Raw genomic sequence first — 18,875 nt, 5'->3', positions numbered from 1 at the left:
GGCTGCTGACTTCAAATACGAACGGCCCGCTGAAAAGCGGGCCGTTTTGCGTTGAGCCGTCGGACGGCTGCCGGAGTTCCTTGGGAAGGCCTACATGTGGATCGGCTTGAAGAAGGTCGCCAGTGCCGCTTCCTTCACCGCTTCCGACATCGTCGGATGAGCGTGGCAGGTGCGGGCAAGATCTTCCGACGAGCCGCCGAACTCCATCAGCACCGCCGCCTCGTGGATCATCTCGCCGGCGCCGAAGCCGACGATGTGGACGCCGAGCACGCGGTCGCTCTGCTTGTCCGCCAGGATCTTCACGAAGCCGTCGGTGTGCAGCATGGCGCGCGCCCGGCCATTGGCGCTGAACGGAAACTTGCCGGCCTTGTAGTCGATGCCGGCCGCCTTCAGCTCTTCCTCTGTCTTGCCCACCGAGGCGATTTCCGGACTGGTGTAGACGACGTTCGGGATCACCCCGTAATTCACATGGCCGGCCTGGCCGGCGATGATCTCGGCCACCGCCACGCCCTCGTCCTCGGCCTTGTGGGCGAGCATCGGCCCGGCGATGACGTCGCCGATGGCGTAGATGCCGGGGACATTGGTCGTGAGATGGCCGTCGGTCTTGACCCGGCCGCGCTCGTCGACCTCGACCCCGGCCTCCTTCAGCCCGAGACTGTCCCAATAGGCCCGGCGTCCCGTCGCGATCAGCACCGCATCCGCCTCGATCGTCTCGGCCGCGCCGCCCTTGACCGGCTCGAAGGTGACGGTGGCGCCCTTCTTGGCCTTGGCGACACCGGTCACCTTGACGCCGAGCCTGAATTCGATGCCTTGCTTGGACAGCATGCGCTGGAACTGTTTGGCGACCTCGCCGTCCATGCCGCCGAGAATGGTGTCGAGGAACTCGACGACGGTCACCTTGGCGCCGAGCCGCGCCCATACCGAGCCGAGCTCCAGCCCGATGACGCCGCCGCCGACCACCACCATGTGGCCCGGCACATTGTCTAACGACAGCGCGCCGGTCGAGGACATGATCACTTTCTCGTCAAAGTCGACCTTGACGCCCGGGATGCCGGTGACGTCGGAGCCGGTGGCGATGACGATGTTCCTGGTCTCGATTTCCTCGACCTTGCCGTCCTCGCCGGTCACCGACACTTTGCCGGCGGACAGGACCTTGCCGGTGCCGCGAAAGCTGTCGATCTTGTTCTTCTTGAACAGGAAGGCGACGCCGTTGACGTTGGACGCCACTGTCGCGTCCTTGTGCGCCATCATCTTTTCCAGATTGAGCTTCGGCGTACTGATTTCGACACCGAGGGTATCAAAGGAGTGACCGGCCTCGGCGAATATCTCGGAGGCATGCAGCAGCGCCTTGGACGGGATGCAGCCGATATTGAGGCAGGTGCCGCCGAAGGTCGGGTTCTTCTCGACCACCGCCGTCTTCAGGCCGAGCTGTGCCGCCTTGATGGCGCAGACATAGCCGCCTGGTCCCGATCCGATGATAACGACGTCATAAGCCATGATTTGTCCTTCTGGTCTGGCACTCAGCCTTGACTGGGATTAGCGGCCGCCGCTAGTTACCAGCAGCACTTTTTTGGCCGCGCTCATTCCTGACAGCCCTTCAGCGAAAAAACATCCCACGGCACCTTTGAAAACCCGTTGGCGCCATAGGCGGTCGACCTCTGCAGCGACGGTCCAAGGTCGGGAAAGATCAGGGTCTTCGGCGCGTCGACGCCTTCGGCCGGCAGCAGAGCGATGTTGCCCTTGTCATCCGCACTGTAGACGACCCCCTCCCACAGCGTGCAGGCGGCGAGCTCGTCGCCGGTGACGTCACCTGTCGGGCATTTGTACATCAGCGAACCATGCGGCCGCGCCACGCCTTGCGTCCACATGACGATCCCGTCGAGCACGACATCGTTATCGAGCACCATCTTGAAGGTGTTGGTGACGACCGCCGATCCCCCGGTCGGCCTGAAATCGATCTCGGCGGCACTTTCGGCATCGCGATAGACGGCGAGCTCGAGCGGGCAGGCGGCTAAGGCTGCCGATCCCGTCTGCGCAACGCCGGCCGCGAGCACAGCTGCGAAAAACACCCTGGACCGGAAATGCGCGGAACTGGTCATCATTCGGTGGCGCAGATCCATTCTCCGGCTCACCTCGACCGGCCCTAGAGGTCGAGCACCAGCCGTTCCGGATCCTCCAGGCTTTCCTTGACCCGCACCAGGAAGGTCACCGCTTCCCTGCCGTCGACGATGCGGTGATCGTAGGAGAGCGCCAGATACATCATCGGCCGGATCACGATCTGGCCGCCGACCACCACCGGCCGCTCCTGGATCTTGTGCATGCCCAGGATGCCCGACTGCGGCGCATTGAGGATCGGCGTCGACATCAGCGACCCGTAAACGCCGCCGTTGGAAATCGTAAACGTGCCGCCTTGCATATCCGCCACGGAAAGCTTGCCGTCACGCGCGGCGACGCCCAGCCGGCCGATCTCCTTCTCGATCTCGGCTATTCCCATCTGGTCGGCGTCGCGCACCACCGGCACGACGAGGCCTTTTTCGGTGCCGACGGCGACGCCGATATGGGCGTAGTTCTTGAAGATGATGTCGGTGCCGTCGATCTCGGCATTGACGGAAGGGATTTCCTTCAGCGCATGGGTGACGGCCTTGGTAAAGAAGCCCATGAAGCCCAGCTTCACGCCGTGCTTCTTCTCGAACACGTCCTTGTATTTGGTTCTGAGCGCCATCACCGCGCTCATGTCCACCTCGTTGAAGGTGGTCAGCATGGCGGCGGTCGACTGCGCTTCCTTGAGGCGGCGGGCGATGGTCTGCCGCAGCTTGGTCATGCGCACCCGCTCTTCGCGCGACGCGTCGTCGGCCGAGGACGGCGCACGGGCGGCGACCGGCGCAGGGGCCTTCGGCGTCTCGGAAGGCTGCGACGGAGCGCCCCTGGCGATCGCGTCGAGCACGTCGCCCTTAAGCACCTGGCCGCGCTTGCCGGAACCCGAGATCTGGTCGACCGCGAGATTGCTCTCGGCCAGCAGCTTCGCCGCCGCTGGCGCCGGCGGCATCGCGCGTGCCTCGATCGGCCCGGCATCGCCGGCGATCTTGGCGGTCTCGGCCGCGGCTTGCTTTACGGTGGCTGCGGCGGTCGGCGCCGAGGCCTGCGATACCGCGTCCTGCTTCGCTTCGGATGTTGACGCCTTCGCGGGTTCGGGTGCTGCCGCCTTTGCCCCGTTGCCCGCCGAAATCATGCCGAGCAAAGCGCCGACTTCGACCGTCTCGCCTTCCTTGACGGCGATCTCGCTGAGCGTTCCTGCTGCCGCGGCCGGCACTTCGACCGTTACCTTGTCGGTTTCGAGCTCGACCAGCGGCTCGTCGGTGGCGATCGCGTCGCCCACCTTCTTGAACCATTTGCCGATGGTCGCCTCGGTGACGGATTCGCCAAGAGTGGGGACGCGGATTTCGGTAGCCATTGTGCCTGTCCGTTTTTCTGTCGGTTCTGTTCTATTCGCCCGGCTCTGTTCTATTCACCGAGCGCGTCTTCGAGCAAGGCGGCAAGCTGGGCGAGATGCTTCGACATCAACCCGGTCGCCGGCGACGCGGCGGCCGGCCGGCCGGTATAGCGCACCCGCTGGTGCTTGGCGTCGATATGCGCCAGCACCCATTCCAGATACGGATCGATGAACGACCAGGCGCCCATATTCTTGGGCTCCTCCTGGCACCACACCATCTCGGCGTTGCGGAAGCGTGACAGTTCGGTGATCAGCGCCTTGGCCGGGAACGGATAGAGCTGTTCGACGCGCAGCAGGTAGATGTCGTTGATGCCGCGCTTCTCGCGCTCCTCGTAGAGGTCGTAATAAACCTTGCCCGAGCAGAGCACGACGCGACGAATCTTCGAATCCTTGGTGAGCTTGATCGCCTGGCCGGGGAGCTGCTGGGCATCGTCCCACAACAGACGGTGGAACGCGCTTTCGCCCGACATCTCCGGCAGCGTCGACACCGCCCGCTTGTGGCGCAGCAGCGACTTGGGCGTCATCAGGATCAGCGGCTTGCGGAAATCCCGCTTCAACTGCCGGCGCAGGATGTGGAAGTAGTTGGCCGGCGTCGTGCAGTAGGCCACCTGCATGTTGTCTTCGGCGCAAAGCTGCAGGAAGCGCTCGAGCCTGGCCGACGAATGTTCCGGCCCCTGGCCTTCATAGCCATGCGGCAACAGGCAGACGAGGCCCGACATCCTGAGCCACTTGCGCTCGCCCGACGAGATGAACTGATCGAACACCACCTGGGCGCCGTTGGCGAAATCGCCGAACTGGGCTTCCCAAAGCGTCAGCGCCTTCGGCTCGGCCAGGCTGTAGCCATATTCGAAGCCAAGCACGGCCTCTTCCGACAGCATCGAGTTGATGACCTCGAAGCCGGCTTGCGCCGCCGACAGATTGTTGAGCGGGATGTAGCGTGTCTCGTCGCGCTGGTCGTAGAGCACGGAGTGGCGTTGCGAGAACGTGCCGCGCTCCGAATCCTGGCCCGACAGCCGGACCGGATTGCCGTCGAGCAGGATGGCGCCGAAAGCCAGCGCCTCGGCCGTCGACCAGTCGATGCCTTCGCCCGACTCGATCGCCTGGCGGCGGTTCTCGAGAAAGCGCAGGATCGTCCTGTGCGCCTCGTAATCCTTCGGCACCTCGGTCAGCTTCTTGCCGATTTCCTTCAGCGTCTTGACCGGCACGGCGGTCTTGCCGCGCCGCTGTTCGTCCTGGTTGTCGGCTGTGCGCAGGCCCGACCAGGCGCCATCCAGCCAGTCGGCCTTGTTGGGCTTGTAATGCTGGCCGACCTCGAATTCCTGCTCGAGATGTGCCCGCCAGTCGGCCTTCAGCTTGTCGAATTCGGCCCGGCTGATATGGCCTTCGGCGATCAGCCGGTCGGCATAGATCTGCACCGTCGTCTTATGGTTGCGGATGTTGCGATACATGATCGGCTGGGTGAAGGCCGGTTCGTCGCCCTCATTGTGGCCGAAGCGGCGGTAGCAGAACATGTCGACCACGACAGGCTTGTGGAACTTCATGCGGAATTCGATCGCCACCTTGGTGGCATGGACCACGGCTTCCGGATCGTCGCCATTGACGTGGAAGATCGGCGCCTCGATCATCTTGGCGACATCCGACGGATAAGGCGACGAGCGCGAAAAGCGCGGGTTGGTGGTGAAGCCGATCTGGTTGTTGATGATGACGTGCAGCGTGCCGGCGACGCGGTGGCCGCGCAAGCCGGACAAGCCGAGGATTTCGGCAATCACGCCCTGGCCGGCAAAGGCGGCGTCGCCATGCAGGAGCAGCGGCAGCACCTTGGCGCGCTCTTCCAGCGGCACGATCTCTTCGCGGCTGCGGCCGAACAGAGAGTCCTGCTTGGCCCGCGCCTTGCCCATCACCACCGGATCGACGATTTCCAGGTGCGATGGATTGGCGGTCAGCGACAGGTGCACCTTGTTGCCGTCGAACTCGCGGTCCGACGAAGCACCGAGATGGTACTTCACGTCGCCCGAGCCCTCGACCTCGTCGGGCGCGGCCGAGCCGCCCTTGAACTCGTGGAAGATGGCGCGGTGCGGCTTGGCCATCACCTGGGAGAGCACGTTCAGCCGGCCGCGATGCGCCATGCCGAGCACGATCTCCTTCATGCCGAGCTGGCCGCCGCGCTTGACGATCTGCTCCAGCGCCGGGATCAGCGCCTCGGCGCCGTCGAGCCCGAAGCGCTTGGTGCCCTTGTACTTGACGTCGATGAACTGCTCGAAGCCTTCGGCCTCGACCAGCTTCTGCAGGATCGCCTTCTTGCCGGCGGCGGTGAAGGAGATCTCCTTGTCGGTGCCCTCGATGCGCGCCTGGATCCAGGCCTTCTCCTCGGGATCGGAAATATGCATGAACTCGACGCCGAGCGTCGAGCAATAGGTGCGGGTCAGGATGTCGAGCATCTGCCGGATGGTGCCGAATTCGAGCCCGAGCACGTTGTCGAGGAAGATCGGGCGGTCGTAGTCGGCGGCGGTGAAGCCGTAGTTTTCCGGCGACAGCTCGTTGTAATCCTCGAGCTTGGCGATGCCGAGCGGGTCGAGATTGGCGTGCAAATGGCCACGCATGCGGTAGGCGCGGATCATCATGATGGCGCGCACGGAATCGCGCGTCGCCTGATGGACGTCGGCGTCGGACAGGGTGACCCCGTTCATCACCGCCTTGTTCTGGACCTTCTTCTCGATGTGCTTCTCGACGATGCCCCAATCGCCGTCGAGCGCCGAGACCAGTTCGCCATTGGCCTGCAGCGGCCACGAGGGCTTGGCCCATGAGGCGCCCTGGGCATTCTTGCGGACATCGCCGGCGTCGTCCTTCAGCGCCGCGAAGAAATCCTGCCATTCGGGATCGACCGAAGAGGGATCGTCCTCATAGGCGGCGTAGAGCGCGTCGATGTAGTCGGCATTGCCGCCATAGAGGAAAGAGGTAAGCGAAAATTGGTCGTTGGCCTGATCTTGTCTTGCCATTTTTTCCGCGGAGCCTTGGCTCCGTCTCCTGTTTTGGAGGGGAGTAGGGCAGTAAGGCCGTAGGGCAGTAGGGCAGTAGGGAGAACCAGGCACTTGCCATCACTCGTCCCGTTCTTCCTATTCCCCTACTCCCATACTGCCTACTCCCTTACTGCCTTACTGCCTTAATCTTTTATCGCTTCGACCAGCGTCGTGCCGAGCCGAGCCGGCGACGGCGAAACCTTTATTCCGGCCGATTCCATCGCCGCGATCTTGTCTTCGGCGCCGCCCTTGCCGCCGGAGATCACCGCGCCGGCGTGACCCATGGTGCGGCCGGCCGGAGCCGTGCGCCCGGCGATGAAACCGGCCATCGGCTTTTTGCGGCCACGCTTGGCTTCGTCCTTGAGGAACTGCGCGGCGTCTTCCTCGGCCGAGCCGCCGATCTCGCCGATCATGATGATCGACTGGGTCTCGTCGTCGGCGAGGAACATCTCCAGCACGTCGATGAACTCAGTGCCTTTGACGGGGTCGCCACCGATGCCGACGGCGGTGGTCTGGCCGAGGCCGACATTGGTGGTCTGGAACACTGCCTCATAGGTAAGCGTTCCCGAGCGGGAAACAACGCCGACCGAGCCCTTGCGGAAGATGTTGCCGGGCATGATGCCGATCTTGCATTCGTTGGGGGTCAGGACGCCAGGGCAGTTGGGACCGATGAGCCGCGATGTCGAGCGGTCGAGCCGCGCCTTGACCTTGATCATGTCGATCACCGGGATGCCCTCGGTGATGCAGATGATCAGCGGGATCTCGGCTTCGATCGCTTCCAGGATCGCCTCGGCGGCGCCCGCCGGCGGCACATAGACGACAGAAGCATTGGCGCCGGTCTTCGCCTTGCCTTCAGCGACGGTGGAAAAGATCGGCAAGCTCTCGCCCATGGCGCCGGTCCACGTCTCGCCACCCTTCTTGGGGTGGATGCCGCCGACCATTTTTGTCCCGTGATAGGCCAGCGCCTGTTCGGTATGGAACGTGCCGGTCTTGCCGGTCAGGCCCTGCACGAGCACCTTGGTGTTCTTGTCGACGAGAATGGACATGGTGGTCCTTTTTACAAACCGTTGATTGAGGAAGGCTGCGCGGCCATCGTCAGGTCAGAGCCGCTTGAGATCGGCGACGGTGAGGTCGCTTTTGGCGTTGCCGGTGTTGAGCGTCGTCGCCGGCTCGAACATCAGCACCACCGGCTGTTCGCTCAGCGAGCGCGGCCGGTGCTCGACGGCGCGCGGCACGACGATGAACTCGCCGCTGCCAAGCTCCACCGTGCCGTCGCGGAAATCGATGGCGATGCGGCCGCGCAGCACCAGGAAGGCTTCGTCCTCGTCGTCATGCGCGTGCCAGTCGAAGACGTCACCGAATTTGGCGATCTTGACCTGGGCGTCGTTGACGTCGCCGGCGATATGCGGATCGAAAACCTCTTTGATCTTCTGATCCGCCGCCTCGACCAGGTTTATCTTGTGCGGAGGCACCAGATCAGCCCTTCACCGCCGCCACGATTTTCTTGGCTGCGTCGTCTAGGTCGTCGGCCGAGACGACGTTGAGCCCGCTGTCGTTGATGATCTTCTTGCCGAGCTCGGCATTGGTGCCTTCCAGCCGCACCACCAGCGGCACTTGCAGACCGACTTCCTTGACCGCCGCGATAACGCCCTCGGCAATGATGTCGCACTTCATGATGCCGCCAAAGATGTTGATCAGGATGCCTTTGACCGCCGGGTCCTTGGTGATGATCTTGAACGCCGCCGTCACCTTCTCCTTCGACGCGCCGCCGCCGACGTCGAGGAAGTTGGCGGGCTCGGCGCCATAGAGCTTGATGATGTCCATCGTCGCCATGGCGAGGCCGGCGCCGTTGACCATGCAGCCGATATTGCCGTCGAGCGCGACGTAGGCGAGGTCGTATTTCGACGCCTCGATCTCCTTCTCGTCCTCTTCGGTGATGTCGCGCAGCTCCATCACGTCGGGATGGCGGAACAGCGCGTTGTTGTCGAACGACACTTTTGCGTCGAGCACGCGCAACCGGCCATTCTTCATGACGATCAGCGGGTTGACTTCGAGCAGGCTCATGTCCTTGTCGACGAAGGCTTTGTAGAGGATCGGGAACAACGTCTCGCCGTCCTTGGCGGCGTCGCCGTCGAGCTTCAGCGCGCCGTTGAGTTCTTTCAAATCATCCGCCGTTATGCCTTTTTCCGGGTCAATGGCGACGGTGATGATCTTTTCCGGCGTGTCGTGGGCGACCGCCTCGATGTCCATGCCGCCCTCGGTCGAAACGACGAAGGCGATGCGGCCGACGGAGCGGTCGACCAGCAGCGACAGATAGAGCTCGCGCTCGATGTCGGCGCCATCCTCGATGTAGAGGCGGTTGACCTGCTTGCCCGCCGGGCCGGTCTGCTTGGTGACCAGCGTGTGGCCAAGCATTTCCTTGGCGTTGGCGACCACTTCGGCCACCGATTTCGCCAGCCTGACGCCGCCCTTGGCGTCGGGGCCGAGCTCCCTGAACTTGCCCTTGCCGCGACCGCCGGCATGGATCTGGCTTTTTACCACATAGAGCGGGCCGGGCAGTGCCTTGGCGGCAGCTTCCGCCTCGCTTGCCCCAAACACCGGCACGCCTTCGGCCACCGGTGCGCCAAAGCCCTTCAGCAGCGCCTTGCCCTGATATTCATGGATGTTCATGCGCGTTGTCTCCAGATCACTTTACTGGCGGGTCACTTGGCGGCGGATCATTTGGCGGCGAGTTGCGGAGCGATCTTGACGCAAGCCTCGCACAGGCCCTGCACCGCCGCCACCGAATTGTCGAACATCTTCTGCTCGGCCTTGCCGAGCTCGATCTCGATGACGCGCTCGACGCCGCCGGCGCCGATCACCACCGGCACGCCGACATAGGTGTTCTTGACACCATACTGGCCGGAGAGATGCGCAGCACAGGGCAGCACGCGCTTCTTGTCCTTGAGATAGGCTTCGGCCATGGCGATCGCCGAGGCGGCCGGTGCGTAGAAGGCCGAGCCGGTCTTGAGCAGGCCGACGATCTCGGCGCCGCCGTCTCGGGTGCGCTGCACGATCTGGTCGAGCTTTTCCTTCGAGGTCCAGCCCATCTTGATGAGGTCGGGCAGCGGGATGCCGGCGACCGTCGAATAGCGGATCATCGGCACCATGGAATCGCCATGGCCGCCGAGCACGAAGGCGGTGACATCCTCGACCGACACCTTGAATTCCTCGGCCAGGAAATAACGAAAGCGCGAACTGTCGAGCACGCCGGCCATGCCGACGACATGGCTCTTCGGCAGGCCGGAGAACTTCTGCAGCGCCCAGACCATGGCGTCGAGCGGGTTGGTGATGCAGATGACGAAGGCTTTCGGCGCGTATTTCTTGAGACCCGCGCCAACCTGCTCCATGACCTTCAGATTGATGCCGAGAAGGTCGTCGCGGCTCATGCCGGGCTTGCGCGGCACGCCGGCAGTGACGATGCAGACGTCGGCGCCCTCGATGCCGGCATAATCGTTGACGCCGGTCAGCCTGGAATCGAACCCATCGACCGGCGACGACTGCGCGATGTCCAGCCCTTTGCCTTGCGGAATGCCCTCGGCGATATCGAACAGCACAACATCGCCGAGATCCTTGAGGCCGATCATGTGGGCGAGCGTGCCGCCGATCATGCCCGAGCCGATGAGCGCTATCTTGTTGCGTGCCATGTCAGGATGTTTTCCCTTTAGACTGTGACGGCGCCCAAATCCCTTAGCGAATTGGATGACGGCGTCGAGGAAGGAGGCCGGAATGCGGCGGGGAGCCGCGAAGATTTCGCCGCACCCAATAGCCCCGGCGCATAGAATATTCAAACGATTATTTTGGAGTGAGATTTTTCAATCGGTTAGATGGGTTGGGATTTACGTAAACGTCAAAGTTCGTAAGCCGACCTGGGAAAATTACGCAATGAAGATGGAAATAAGAAGGCTGTTTCCCGGCGATGACGCCCTTGTGATGCGGGTCGCCGAAGATGTGTTCGATGAACCGGTCAGGCTGGATTATTTCGCCTCATGGCCATTGTCGGCGGGACAGTGGGGGGCGCGAAGGATCGCGACCTTCCGGAGATTATCTTCAGGCTCGAGCCTGCTGCGCTTCGGTCAGAGTGGCCTTCTGCCTCTCCACCCAGTCTTCCAGCCATTCGTGGCCCTGCATCTCGATCAGCCGCGACGCGGTGCGCTCGAACTCGAAGACCTCGTTGCCGCGCTTGGCCGTGTACAGCTGCGGTGGCGGTGCGGCGGCGCTCACCACCAGCCGCACATGATGGTCGTAGAGCGTGTCGATCAGCAGGATGAAGCGCTTCGCCTCGTTGCGCATGCCTTCGCCAAGCACCGGCACATGATCGATAAAGACGGTCGAGAAGCGGCCGGCAATCGCCAGGAAATCGCGGGCACCGAGCGGGTTTTCGCAGAGATTGGCAAAGGAAAACCGCGCCGCGTCGCCGGCGGCGCGCGGCACGACGACCTGCCGGCCCTTTACCGTCAGGGCCGCTGCCTGCGTCGGCCTGCCGTGCGTCATCACTTTCCAGGCCTCGTCGAGGACAGCATCGGCGGCGGCATCGGCAGGGGTGACATAGACCGGCAGGCGGCTGAGCTTGNCCAGCCGATAGTCCTTGTCGGCATCGAGGGCAATCACCTGCGCATGCCGCTCCAGGATGCCGATGAAGGGCAGGAAAAGCTTGCGGTTCAAGCCGTCGCCGTAGAGATCCTGCGGCGCGACATTGGACGTGGCGACCAGCACGACGCCGTTGGCAAACAGCGCCGAGAACAGCCGCGACAGGATCATCGCATCGGCGATGTCAGTGACGGAAAACTCGTCGAAGCACAGCACCCAGGCTTCCTCGGCCAACGCGCGGGCCACCGGCGCGATCGGGTCGTCTTCCCTGACGGTGCCCTCTTTACGCGCCTGCCGGTGCTTCTGGATGCGGTCCTGCACATCGGCCATGAAGTCGTTGAAATGCACACGGCGCTTGCGCCGGACCGGCACCAGTTCGAAGAACATGTCCATCAGCATGGTCTTGCCGCGGCCGACGCCGCCGTGGATATAGAGGCCCTTGACGGCCTCGCGCGTCTCGCGCTTGCGAGCGAACAGCCAGCCCAGCGCGCTCGATTTGTGCGCCAGCCGTTTTGCCGAAATCTCGTCGATCAGCCGGTCGAGTGCCGCGACGACCCGCTCCTGCGCCAGATCGCGGTCGATCACGCCCGTATCGACCCAATGGTCGTAACGCTGCCGGACGGTCGCATGGGTCTGAAGGCCGTCACGCAGATGCATCGGTCACGTCGTTCCGGAGCAATTCCAAGAAAAGTGTGTAGCGGTTTTCTGTCCGGAATTGCGTAAAAACAAAAGAGAGCAATTCCGGGAAAAGCGTGTCGCGGTTTTCGGCCCGGAATCGCGAAAAAAACAATAAGGGCGGGCGGGTCAGCCTCTTGTAAGCGAGATCGGCAGGCCGTTGGAAGTCTGGCCGTCGAATTTCTCGCCGCCAGAGGAATAGAGCCGGGCCAGCGTGCCGCCATTCGCGTCGTACAGCGTCAACTGCTTGCCGGCGACGTTCCAGGATTTGATGCCGTCGATCGGCGCCGGGCAATGCAGCGGTCCAGCCCGATAGCCGGAGCCGAATTTAGTCTGGGGCGTCGCCACCTGGCAGCTCTGGCCGGACACGCTGGCCTTCCACACGCCGGCGACGCTGCTTGCGGTAAGATCCGGGGCTCCGGCCGGAGCCGTTCCGTCCGGCGGCAGCGAGGCGACCTGGGGGTTTAGCGTGCCCTGCGGCGCCGTCGGAAATTTCGACGGGTCGGCGGTGCCGGGCGACGCCGGCGGCGGCAGCTGGTTTGCAGTCACCTTGCCGGAAGGCGCGGCTTGCAGCGGCGCCGGCTGCTGGTCCATCGGCGAGAACCGTGACGTTGAACAGCCGCTTGCAAAGAGCGCGGCCAGCGATACGGCCAGCAGACCGGTTTTCGAAAAATTCATTTCAAACCTCCGTCGGATCCGGCCGGGCTGCCGTCCGCACAATATCCCTTTACCAAGACGGAGAAGGTGGCAAAATTTCAACCGTATATGGTTAAAATAGCATTTGCGGCGGCACCTGTTGCAACTTTGCCACAACTGCCTGCCGCCCGAAAACCTGCCCTAGGGGTCTGACCCGAGACTGCGCAGCGGTTTGCCTGGACAGGCCTGCCCCTGGCGTCCGGCCGCCAAATGCTTGCGCCAGCCCGCTTCGGTCCTATCTCTGATGAAACCGAACCTTGCCGGAGGCGAAATCTTGGCTGCGAGGAAAAGGGCGGCCAACCGCTACTATAGCGGGCCGCCCAGCGATCATTTCGACGGCACCTTGTTCTTCAATCCCAACGGCAAGCCGCCTGCCCGCTTATCCGATCTTTTGAAGTGGCAGCTGGGCGGCGAACGTTCGAAATGGCCGACGGCGGATCCGAGTCCGTTTCGTCAGGCGACACCGGCCAAGCGGATCGACGGCTCCGGGCTGAGGCTGACCATGGTCGGCCATTCCTCGCTGCTCATCCAGACAGCCGGCCTGAATATCCTTACCGACCCGGTCTGGTCGCAGCGCGCCTCGCCGCTCGCCTTTGCCGGGCCGAAACGGGTCAATCCGCCGGGCATCGCCTTCTCCAGCCTGCCGCCGATCGACCTCGTGCTGGTCAGCCACAACCACTACGATCATCTCGACCTCGCCACGCTGAAGCGGCTGAAGACAAAGCACGACCCGCTGGTGCTGACGCCGCTCGGCAACGACGCCATCATCGATGCCGGCGTTCCCGGCATGCGGTTTTCCGTGCATGACTGGGGCGAACGGGTCGAGATCGGCAACGACGTCGCCGTCCATGTCGAGCCGGTGCACCACTGGTCGGCACGCGGCACCCGAGACCGGCGCATGGCGCTGTGGGCGGGCTTTGTGGTCGAGACGCCGGGGGGAAAGGTCTATTTCGCCGGCGACACCGGTTTCCACGATGGCATCAACTATCAGCTGATGGTCGAAAGGCACGGCGGCTTCCGCCTCGCCATCCTGCCGATTGGCGCCTACGAGCCGCGCTGGTTCATGGCGCCACACCACCAGAACCCGGAGGAGGCGGTGCAAGGCATGCTGTTGTGCAACGCCGCCTATGCCGCCGGCTGCCATTGGGGCACGTTCCGGCTCACCAACGAGCCGATCGACGAGCCGGCAAGAAAGCTTGGCGAGGCCCTCGACGATCAAGGTGTCCCGCAAGAACGCTTTCGCGCCCTGCGTCCCGGCGAAGTCTGGGACGTGCCGGCGCTCTAGGCAGGCGACCCGGCCTCCCAGAGGCCTCGGGGGAACCCGGGACGTCGTAAACGCGTTGGTAGTCGTCCACAACCGCCGGCTGCGAGGGATTTTCCATGATCAAATGGATCATCATTCTTCTGATTATCGCGGCCGCGGCGAGCCTGCTCGGCATGCCGGCATTGGCCGGAGCCGCCGCCACCGGCGCCCGCATTCTCATCGGCATCGTGTTGATCATCTTCCTGCTGGTCATGCTCGGCATCCTCGCGGTGGCGTAGACGCATCGGCCCGAAGATCGGAATCGATTTTCAGAAAGCATGATGCGCAGGTTTAAAATGCCAGAGCGCACTTTGCGTCCAAGTCGACGCACGGCGCGCTGGCGTCTCGCACTGGTAATTCCGGCCGCTATCCGCCATATAGGCGCCAAACCGGCATGAGACCTTTCGATCCATGGCAAGCACTGCCCCCTTCGCCAAGATGAACGGCATCGGCAACGAAATCATCGTTGCCGATATGCGCGGTCGCGCCGATCGGGTGGCGCCGGCTGCCGCCCTTGCGCTCAATGCCGATGCCGCGACGAAATTCGATCAGATCATGGCGATCCACGACGCCAGAACGCCGGGCACTGCCTTTTTTATCGACATCCTGAATTCCGACGGAACCGGCGCGCAGGCCTGCGGCAACGGCATGCGCTGCGTGGTGCAGGCGCTTGCCGCCGAGACCGGCCAGAAGACATTCGCCTTCGAGACCGTCGCCGGCATCCTCAACGCTGAAGAACATGCCGACGGGCTGATCTCGGTCGACGTGGGCAAGCCGCATTTCGGCTGGCAGGATATTCCGCTCGCCGAGGAATTCCGCGATACCCGCATGATCGAACTGCAGGTCGGCCCGATAGACGCGCCGGTGCTGCACTCGCCCTCGGTGTTGTCGATGGGCAATCCGCACGCCATCTTCTGGGTCGACCGCGACGTCTGGTCCTATGAGCTCGACCGCTTCGGTCCGCTGCTCGAAAACCACCCGATCTTCCCCGAACGCGCCAACATCACCATCGCGCGGGTGACCTCGACCGAGACGATGGTCATCCGCACCTGGGAGCGCGGCGCCGGCCTGACCAAGGCCTGCGGCACGGCGGCTTGTGCCGCCGTCGTCGCCGCGGCGCGCACCAGGCGGACCGGACGCAGCGTCTCCCTGGTGACGCCCGGCGGCGGCTCCTTGCATGTCGAGTGGCGCGGCGACGACCACGTCATCCTCACCGGTGCCGCCGAATGGGAATTTTCCGGCAGCTTCGACCCGGCGACCGGCGTGTGGGCCCGCGACACCGAAAGCGCCGCCTGATGGCTCCTCTTGCCAAGAAGGGTCCCGCTCTTTCCGGGGATCCCGTTTTCTCCAAGGGCCCCGCTCTTCCCAAAGGTGTTGACGTCGTCACCTTCGGCTGCCGGCTGAATACCTATGAATCCGAGGTGATGCGGCGAGAGGCGGAAAGTGCCGGCCTTGGCGCGCTGGAAGGCGGCGCCATCATCTTCAACACCTGCGCCGTCACGGGCGAGGCGGTGCGCCAGGCAAAACAGTCGATCCGCAAGGCCCGCCGCGAGAAGCCGCAGGCCCGCATCATCGTCACCGGCTGCGCCGCGCAGACCGAGCCGCAGAATTTCGTCGCCATGGCCGAGGTCGATCTCGTCCTTGGCAATGAGGAAAAGCTGAAGGCGCATTCCTATCGCGCGCTGCCGGATTTTGGCGTCAACGACACCGAGAAGGCTCGCGTCAACGATATCTTTTCGGTGCGCGAGACGGCCGGCCACATGGTCGACGCCATCGAAGGCCGGGCGCGGGCGTTCGTCCAGGTTCAGAACGGCTGCGACCACCGCTGCACCTTCTGCATCATCCCCTATGGCCGTGGCAATTCGCGCTCGGTGCCGATGGGCGCCGTGGTCGAGCAGGTCAAGCGGCTGAGCGGCAATGGCTATGCCGAGATCGTTCTGACCGGCGTCGACATGACCAGTTTCGGCGCCGACCTGCCGGGCAGCCCGAAACTCGGCAAATTGGTCAAGACAATCCTGAAGCAGGTGCCTGACGTGAAACGCCTGCGCCTTTCCTCGATCGATTCGATCGAGGCTGACGACGATCTGCTCCAAGCCATCGCCACCGAGCCTCGGCTGATGCCGCATCTGCATCTGTCGCTGCAGTCCGGTGACGACATGATCCTGAAGCGGATGAAGCGCCGGCACAACCGGGATCAGTCGATCCGTTTTTGCCAGGATTTGCGCAAATTGCGTCCCGGCATCGTCTTCGGCGCCGACATCATCGCCGGCTTCCCGACCGAGACGGACGCCATGTTCGAAAAATCGCTGGAGATCGTCGAGGAATGCGGCCTGACGCATCTCCACGTTTTTCCGTTTTCGCCGCGCGAAGGCACCCCCGCCGCGCGCATGCCGCAGCTTCGCCGCGAACTGGTCAAGCAGCGTGCGGCACGGCTGCGCGCCGCCGGTGACGCCGCCTATCGCAGCCATCTTTCCTCGCTCGCCGGAACACGCCAGTCGATCCTGGTCGAGCGCGAGGGGCTCGGCCGCATCGAAGGGTTTACGATTGCCGCGATCTCCGAGGGTGCGCCGGGCGAAATCGTTGAGGCTGATATCGCCGGCGATGACGGTGTCAGACTGATCGCGGCGCCGCTTGCCGCCCGCGCCGCCTGAGACGCAAGAACATGGCTGGTTTTTTCAAGAAGATATTTTCGTTCGGCAAGAAGGAAGTGGTCGAGGAGCGGATCGACGAGACCGCACCGCTGCCGCCGATCAAATGGGACGCGCTGGAGGCGCTGAAACCGGCGGCTGTTGAAGAGGCCGAACCAGCTCCGACCATTCCACCCGAGCCTGAAATCCAGCCGGAACCTGCTTCGGTCGAGGAGCTGCAGCCGCCTGCCGAGGAGCCGGCGCCAGAGGAGATACCGGCGGCTCCCGTCGAGTCTCCTCCGGAGCCAGAGCCGGAGGAAATTCCTGAGCCAACGCTGACGCAGACATCCGAACGTGNCGCTGCCCCTCATCCGCCTGCCGGCACCTTCTCCCCGTATAGTGACGGGGAGAAGGGTGCTGATCGTCCCGCCGAGCCTCCTTTTGAAAGCGGCAAAGAAGAAGCTCCGACGCTGACGCCACCCTCTCCCCGTCCTTCACGGGGAGAGGGTGAGGGGCAGCGCGAACCTGCGCAAGATGCCGCACCGCCAGCCGAGGCCCCCTTGACGGCGCCCGAGCCTGAGCCGCCGGCGGCCGAAATCCCGCCGCCGATTCGCCAGCCGGCGCCGATCGAGGCGAAGCCGGTCCTTGCCGAGATCGCGCCCGAACCTGAAGCCGTTCCGCAACCACCGCCGGAGCCGAAGCCGGCTCCCGGCAAGGTCACCGTCACCAGGAAGGTCGAGCAGAGAGCCGAGCCGCAGAAGGCGCCGGAACCGGCACCGAGACGCTCGTGGTTCCAGCGCATGAAGGAGGGGCTCGCCCGCTCTTCCCGGGAACTGTCAGGCAACATCGCCGGCGTCTTCACCAAGCGCAAGCTCGACGAGGACACGCTGCAGGATCTGGAGGACGTGCTGATCCGCGCCGATCTCGGCATGGAGACGGCTTTGCGCATCACCGATTCGCTGGCTGCCAGCCGCTACGGCAAGGACGTGTCCGAGACGGAAGTGCGCGCCATCATGGCGGCCGAGGTGGAGAAGGTGCTGACCCATGTCGCCTTGCCGCTGGAGCTCGACCTCAGCCACAAGCCGCATGTCATCCTTGTCGTCGGCGTCAACGGCACCGGCAAGACCACGACCATCGGCAAGCTGGCGGCAAAGCTGACCGACGGCGGCCTGTCGGTGATGCTCGCCGCCGGCGACACGTTCCGTGCCGCGGCGATCGAGCAATTGAAGATCTGGGGCGAGCGCACCAGGTCGCCGGTCATCGCCTCGAAGCTCGGCGCCGACGCCGCCGGCCTCGCCTACGATGCCTTCGAACAGGCCAGGCAAGCCGGCTCCGACGTGCTGATCATCGACACCGCCGGGCGGCTGCAGAACAAGACCGAGCTGATGGCGGAACTCGAAAAGATCGTCCGGGTGCTGGGCAAGCTCGATCCGGAGGCGCCACACACCGTGCTGCAGACGGTCGACGCCACCACCGGCCAGAACGCGCTCAACCAGGTCGAGATCTTCCGCAACGTCGCCGGCGTCAACGGCCTGGTGATGACCAAGCTGGACGGCACGGCACGCGGCGGTATTCTGGTGGCGATTGCGGCAAAGCATAAATTGCCGGTTTATTTCATCGGCGTCGGCGAACAGGTCGACGACCTCGAACCATTCTCCGCAAGCGAGTTCGCCAGGGCGATCGCTGGAGTGGCGTAACAAGCTTGATCCCAAAAAGTTGCAGACTTTTGGACCAAGATCATGCGCAAGAAGGAAAGCCTATGAACCCGCGCATCCTCGAACGCGACCCGTCCGACCCGCAGAAACAGAAGAAGGAAGGCGTCAATCCGCTGCTCAAGCTGGTGCTGGAGCTCGGCCCGTTGATGGTGTTCTTCTTCGCCAACGCCCGTGGCGCATGGCTGTCGCAGAAGTTTCCGGTGCTGGCCGAATTCGGCGGACCGATCTTCGTCGCCACCGGCCTGTTCATGGCCGCGACCGCGATCGCGCTGGCCGCGTCCTGGCTGCTCACCCGCACCTTGCCGATCATGCCGATGGTGTCGGGCGTCGTCGTCTTCGTCTTCGGCGCGCTGACGCTCTACCTGCAGGACGACATCTTCATCAAGATGAAGCCGACAATCGTCAACATGCTGTTCGGCGGCGTGCTGCTCGGCGGCCTGTTCTTCGGCAAGTCGCTGCTCGGCTACGTCTTCGATTCGGCCTTCAGCCTCGATGCCGAGGGCTGGAAGAAACTCACTTTCCGCTGGGGCCTGTTTTTCCTGTTCCTGGCCCTTGTCAACGAAGTCGTCTGGCGGAATTTTTCCACTGACGCCTGGGTTACCTTCAAGGTCTGGGGCATCATGCCCATCACCCTTCTCTTCACCTTCAGCCAGATGCCGCTGATCATGCGCCATTCGCTTGAAGGCAAGACCGGAACAGAAGGGAAGCCCGGCAAGTAACGAT

General features: G+C 63.7%; 16 protein-coding genes. 6 read left to right on the top strand and 10 right to left on the bottom strand.

The genetic code is table 11. From position 1 onward, the window contains the following. Positions 1–90: 90 nt before the first annotated feature. The 10 genes from lpdA to M727_RS0117205 form a co-directional block, all read right to left on the bottom strand. Positions 91–1,497, bottom strand: a complete 1,407-nt coding sequence (lpdA, locus tag M727_RS0117250) for a dihydrolipoyl dehydrogenase (protein WP_027153717.1) — start codon at positions 1,495–1,497, stop codon at positions 91–93. Between the two features lie 83 nt (positions 1,498–1,580). Next, positions 1,581–2,099 (bottom strand): hypothetical protein, encoded by a 519-nt coding sequence (locus M727_RS0117245; RefSeq protein WP_051505638.1) that lies wholly within the window; start codon positions 2,097–2,099, stop codon positions 1,581–1,583. Positions 2,100–2,143: 44 nt separating this feature from the next. After that, the gene (gene odhB, locus M727_RS0117240; RefSeq protein WP_027153715.1) at positions 2,144–3,451 is read right to left on the bottom strand and encodes a 2-oxoglutarate dehydrogenase complex dihydrolipoyllysine-residue succinyltransferase; all 1,308 of its coding nucleotides are present in this window, start codon (positions 3,449–3,451) and stop codon (positions 2,144–2,146) included. Positions 3,452–3,501: 50 nt separating this feature from the next. Continuing rightward, positions 3,502–6,486, bottom strand: coding sequence for a 2-oxoglutarate dehydrogenase E1 component (locus M727_RS0117235; protein WP_027153714.1), 2,985 nt, complete (start codon positions 6,484–6,486; stop codon positions 3,502–3,504). A gap of 164 nt (positions 6,487–6,650) precedes the next feature. Continuing rightward, positions 6,651–7,553, bottom strand: coding sequence for a succinate--CoA ligase subunit alpha (gene sucD, locus M727_RS0117230; protein ID WP_027153713.1), 903 nt, complete (start codon positions 7,551–7,553; stop codon positions 6,651–6,653). 54 nt (positions 7,554–7,607) lie between these two features. Further along, positions 7,608–7,979 carry a cupin domain-containing protein gene (locus M727_RS0117225; protein ID WP_027153712.1) on the bottom strand — a complete coding sequence of 124 codons (372 nt, stop codon included), beginning with the start codon at positions 7,977–7,979 and terminating at the stop codon, positions 7,608–7,610. A 4-nt stretch (positions 7,980–7,983) separates the two neighbouring features. Beyond that, on the bottom strand, positions 7,984–9,177 hold the full coding sequence (gene sucC / locus M727_RS0117220; RefSeq protein ID WP_027153711.1) for an ADP-forming succinate--CoA ligase subunit beta: 1,194 nt from the start codon (positions 9,175–9,177) through the stop codon (positions 7,984–7,986). Between the two features lie 47 nt (positions 9,178–9,224). Next, complete coding sequence (gene mdh / locus M727_RS0117215) at positions 9,225–10,193, bottom strand: malate dehydrogenase (protein ID WP_027153710.1); 969 nt, start codon at positions 10,191–10,193, stop codon at positions 9,225–9,227. Between the two features lie 403 nt (positions 10,194–10,596). Further along, positions 10,597–11,793: a cell division protein ZapE gene (gene zapE, locus M727_RS0117210; RefSeq protein ID WP_027153709.1), complete on the bottom strand. Its 1,197-nt coding sequence runs from the start codon at positions 11,791–11,793 to the stop codon at positions 10,597–10,599. Between the two features lie 147 nt (positions 11,794–11,940). Beyond that, on the bottom strand, positions 11,941–12,489 hold the full coding sequence (locus tag M727_RS0117205) for a protease inhibitor Inh/omp19 family protein (RefSeq protein WP_027153708.1): 549 nt from the start codon (positions 12,487–12,489) through the stop codon (positions 11,941–11,943). Between the two features lie 292 nt (positions 12,490–12,781). Here M727_RS0117205 and M727_RS0117200 point away from each other — a divergent pair, with 292 nt between their 5' ends. The 6 genes from M727_RS0117200 (at position 12,782) to M727_RS0117175 (ending at position 18,871) form a co-directional block, all read left to right on the top strand. Beyond that, entirely contained in the window at positions 12,782–13,792 is a 1,011-nt protein-coding gene (locus M727_RS0117200; RefSeq protein ID WP_027153707.1) for an MBL fold metallo-hydrolase, read from the top strand. 95 nt (positions 13,793–13,887) lie between these two features. Further along, on the top strand, positions 13,888–14,049 hold the full coding sequence (locus tag M727_RS40075) for a DUF1328 family protein (RefSeq protein ID WP_027153706.1): 162 nt from the start codon (positions 13,888–13,890) through the stop codon (positions 14,047–14,049). A gap of 172 nt (positions 14,050–14,221) precedes the next feature. Beyond that, complete coding sequence (gene dapF, locus M727_RS0117190) at positions 14,222–15,106, top strand: diaminopimelate epimerase (RefSeq protein WP_027153705.1); 885 nt, start codon at positions 14,222–14,224, stop codon at positions 15,104–15,106. Next, positions 15,106–16,461: a tRNA (N(6)-L-threonylcarbamoyladenosine(37)-C(2))-methylthiotransferase MtaB gene (gene mtaB / locus M727_RS0117185; protein ID WP_027153704.1), complete on the top strand. Its 1,356-nt coding sequence runs from the start codon at positions 15,106–15,108 to the stop codon at positions 16,459–16,461. Before dapF ends, mtaB begins: the two co-directional genes overlap by 1 nt. A gap of 11 nt (positions 16,462–16,472) precedes the next feature. Continuing rightward, complete coding sequence (gene ftsY, locus M727_RS0117180) at positions 16,473–18,134, top strand: signal recognition particle-docking protein FtsY (RefSeq protein ID WP_027153703.1); 1,662 nt, start codon at positions 16,473–16,475, stop codon at positions 18,132–18,134. Positions 18,135–18,196: 62 nt separating this feature from the next. Next, positions 18,197–18,871 (top strand): septation protein A, encoded by a 675-nt coding sequence (locus M727_RS0117175; RefSeq protein ID WP_023803351.1) that lies wholly within the window; start codon positions 18,197–18,199, stop codon positions 18,869–18,871. Positions 18,872–18,875 lie beyond the last annotated feature (4 nt).

It is taken from the genome of Mesorhizobium sp. WSM2561 (genome assembly GCF_000513915.1).
Classification (GTDB): domain Bacteria; phylum Pseudomonadota; class Alphaproteobacteria; order Rhizobiales; family Rhizobiaceae; genus Mesorhizobium; species Mesorhizobium muleiense.
Note: the sequence above shows the minus strand (reverse complement) of the source record. Positions and strands in the feature narration are given on the sequence as shown.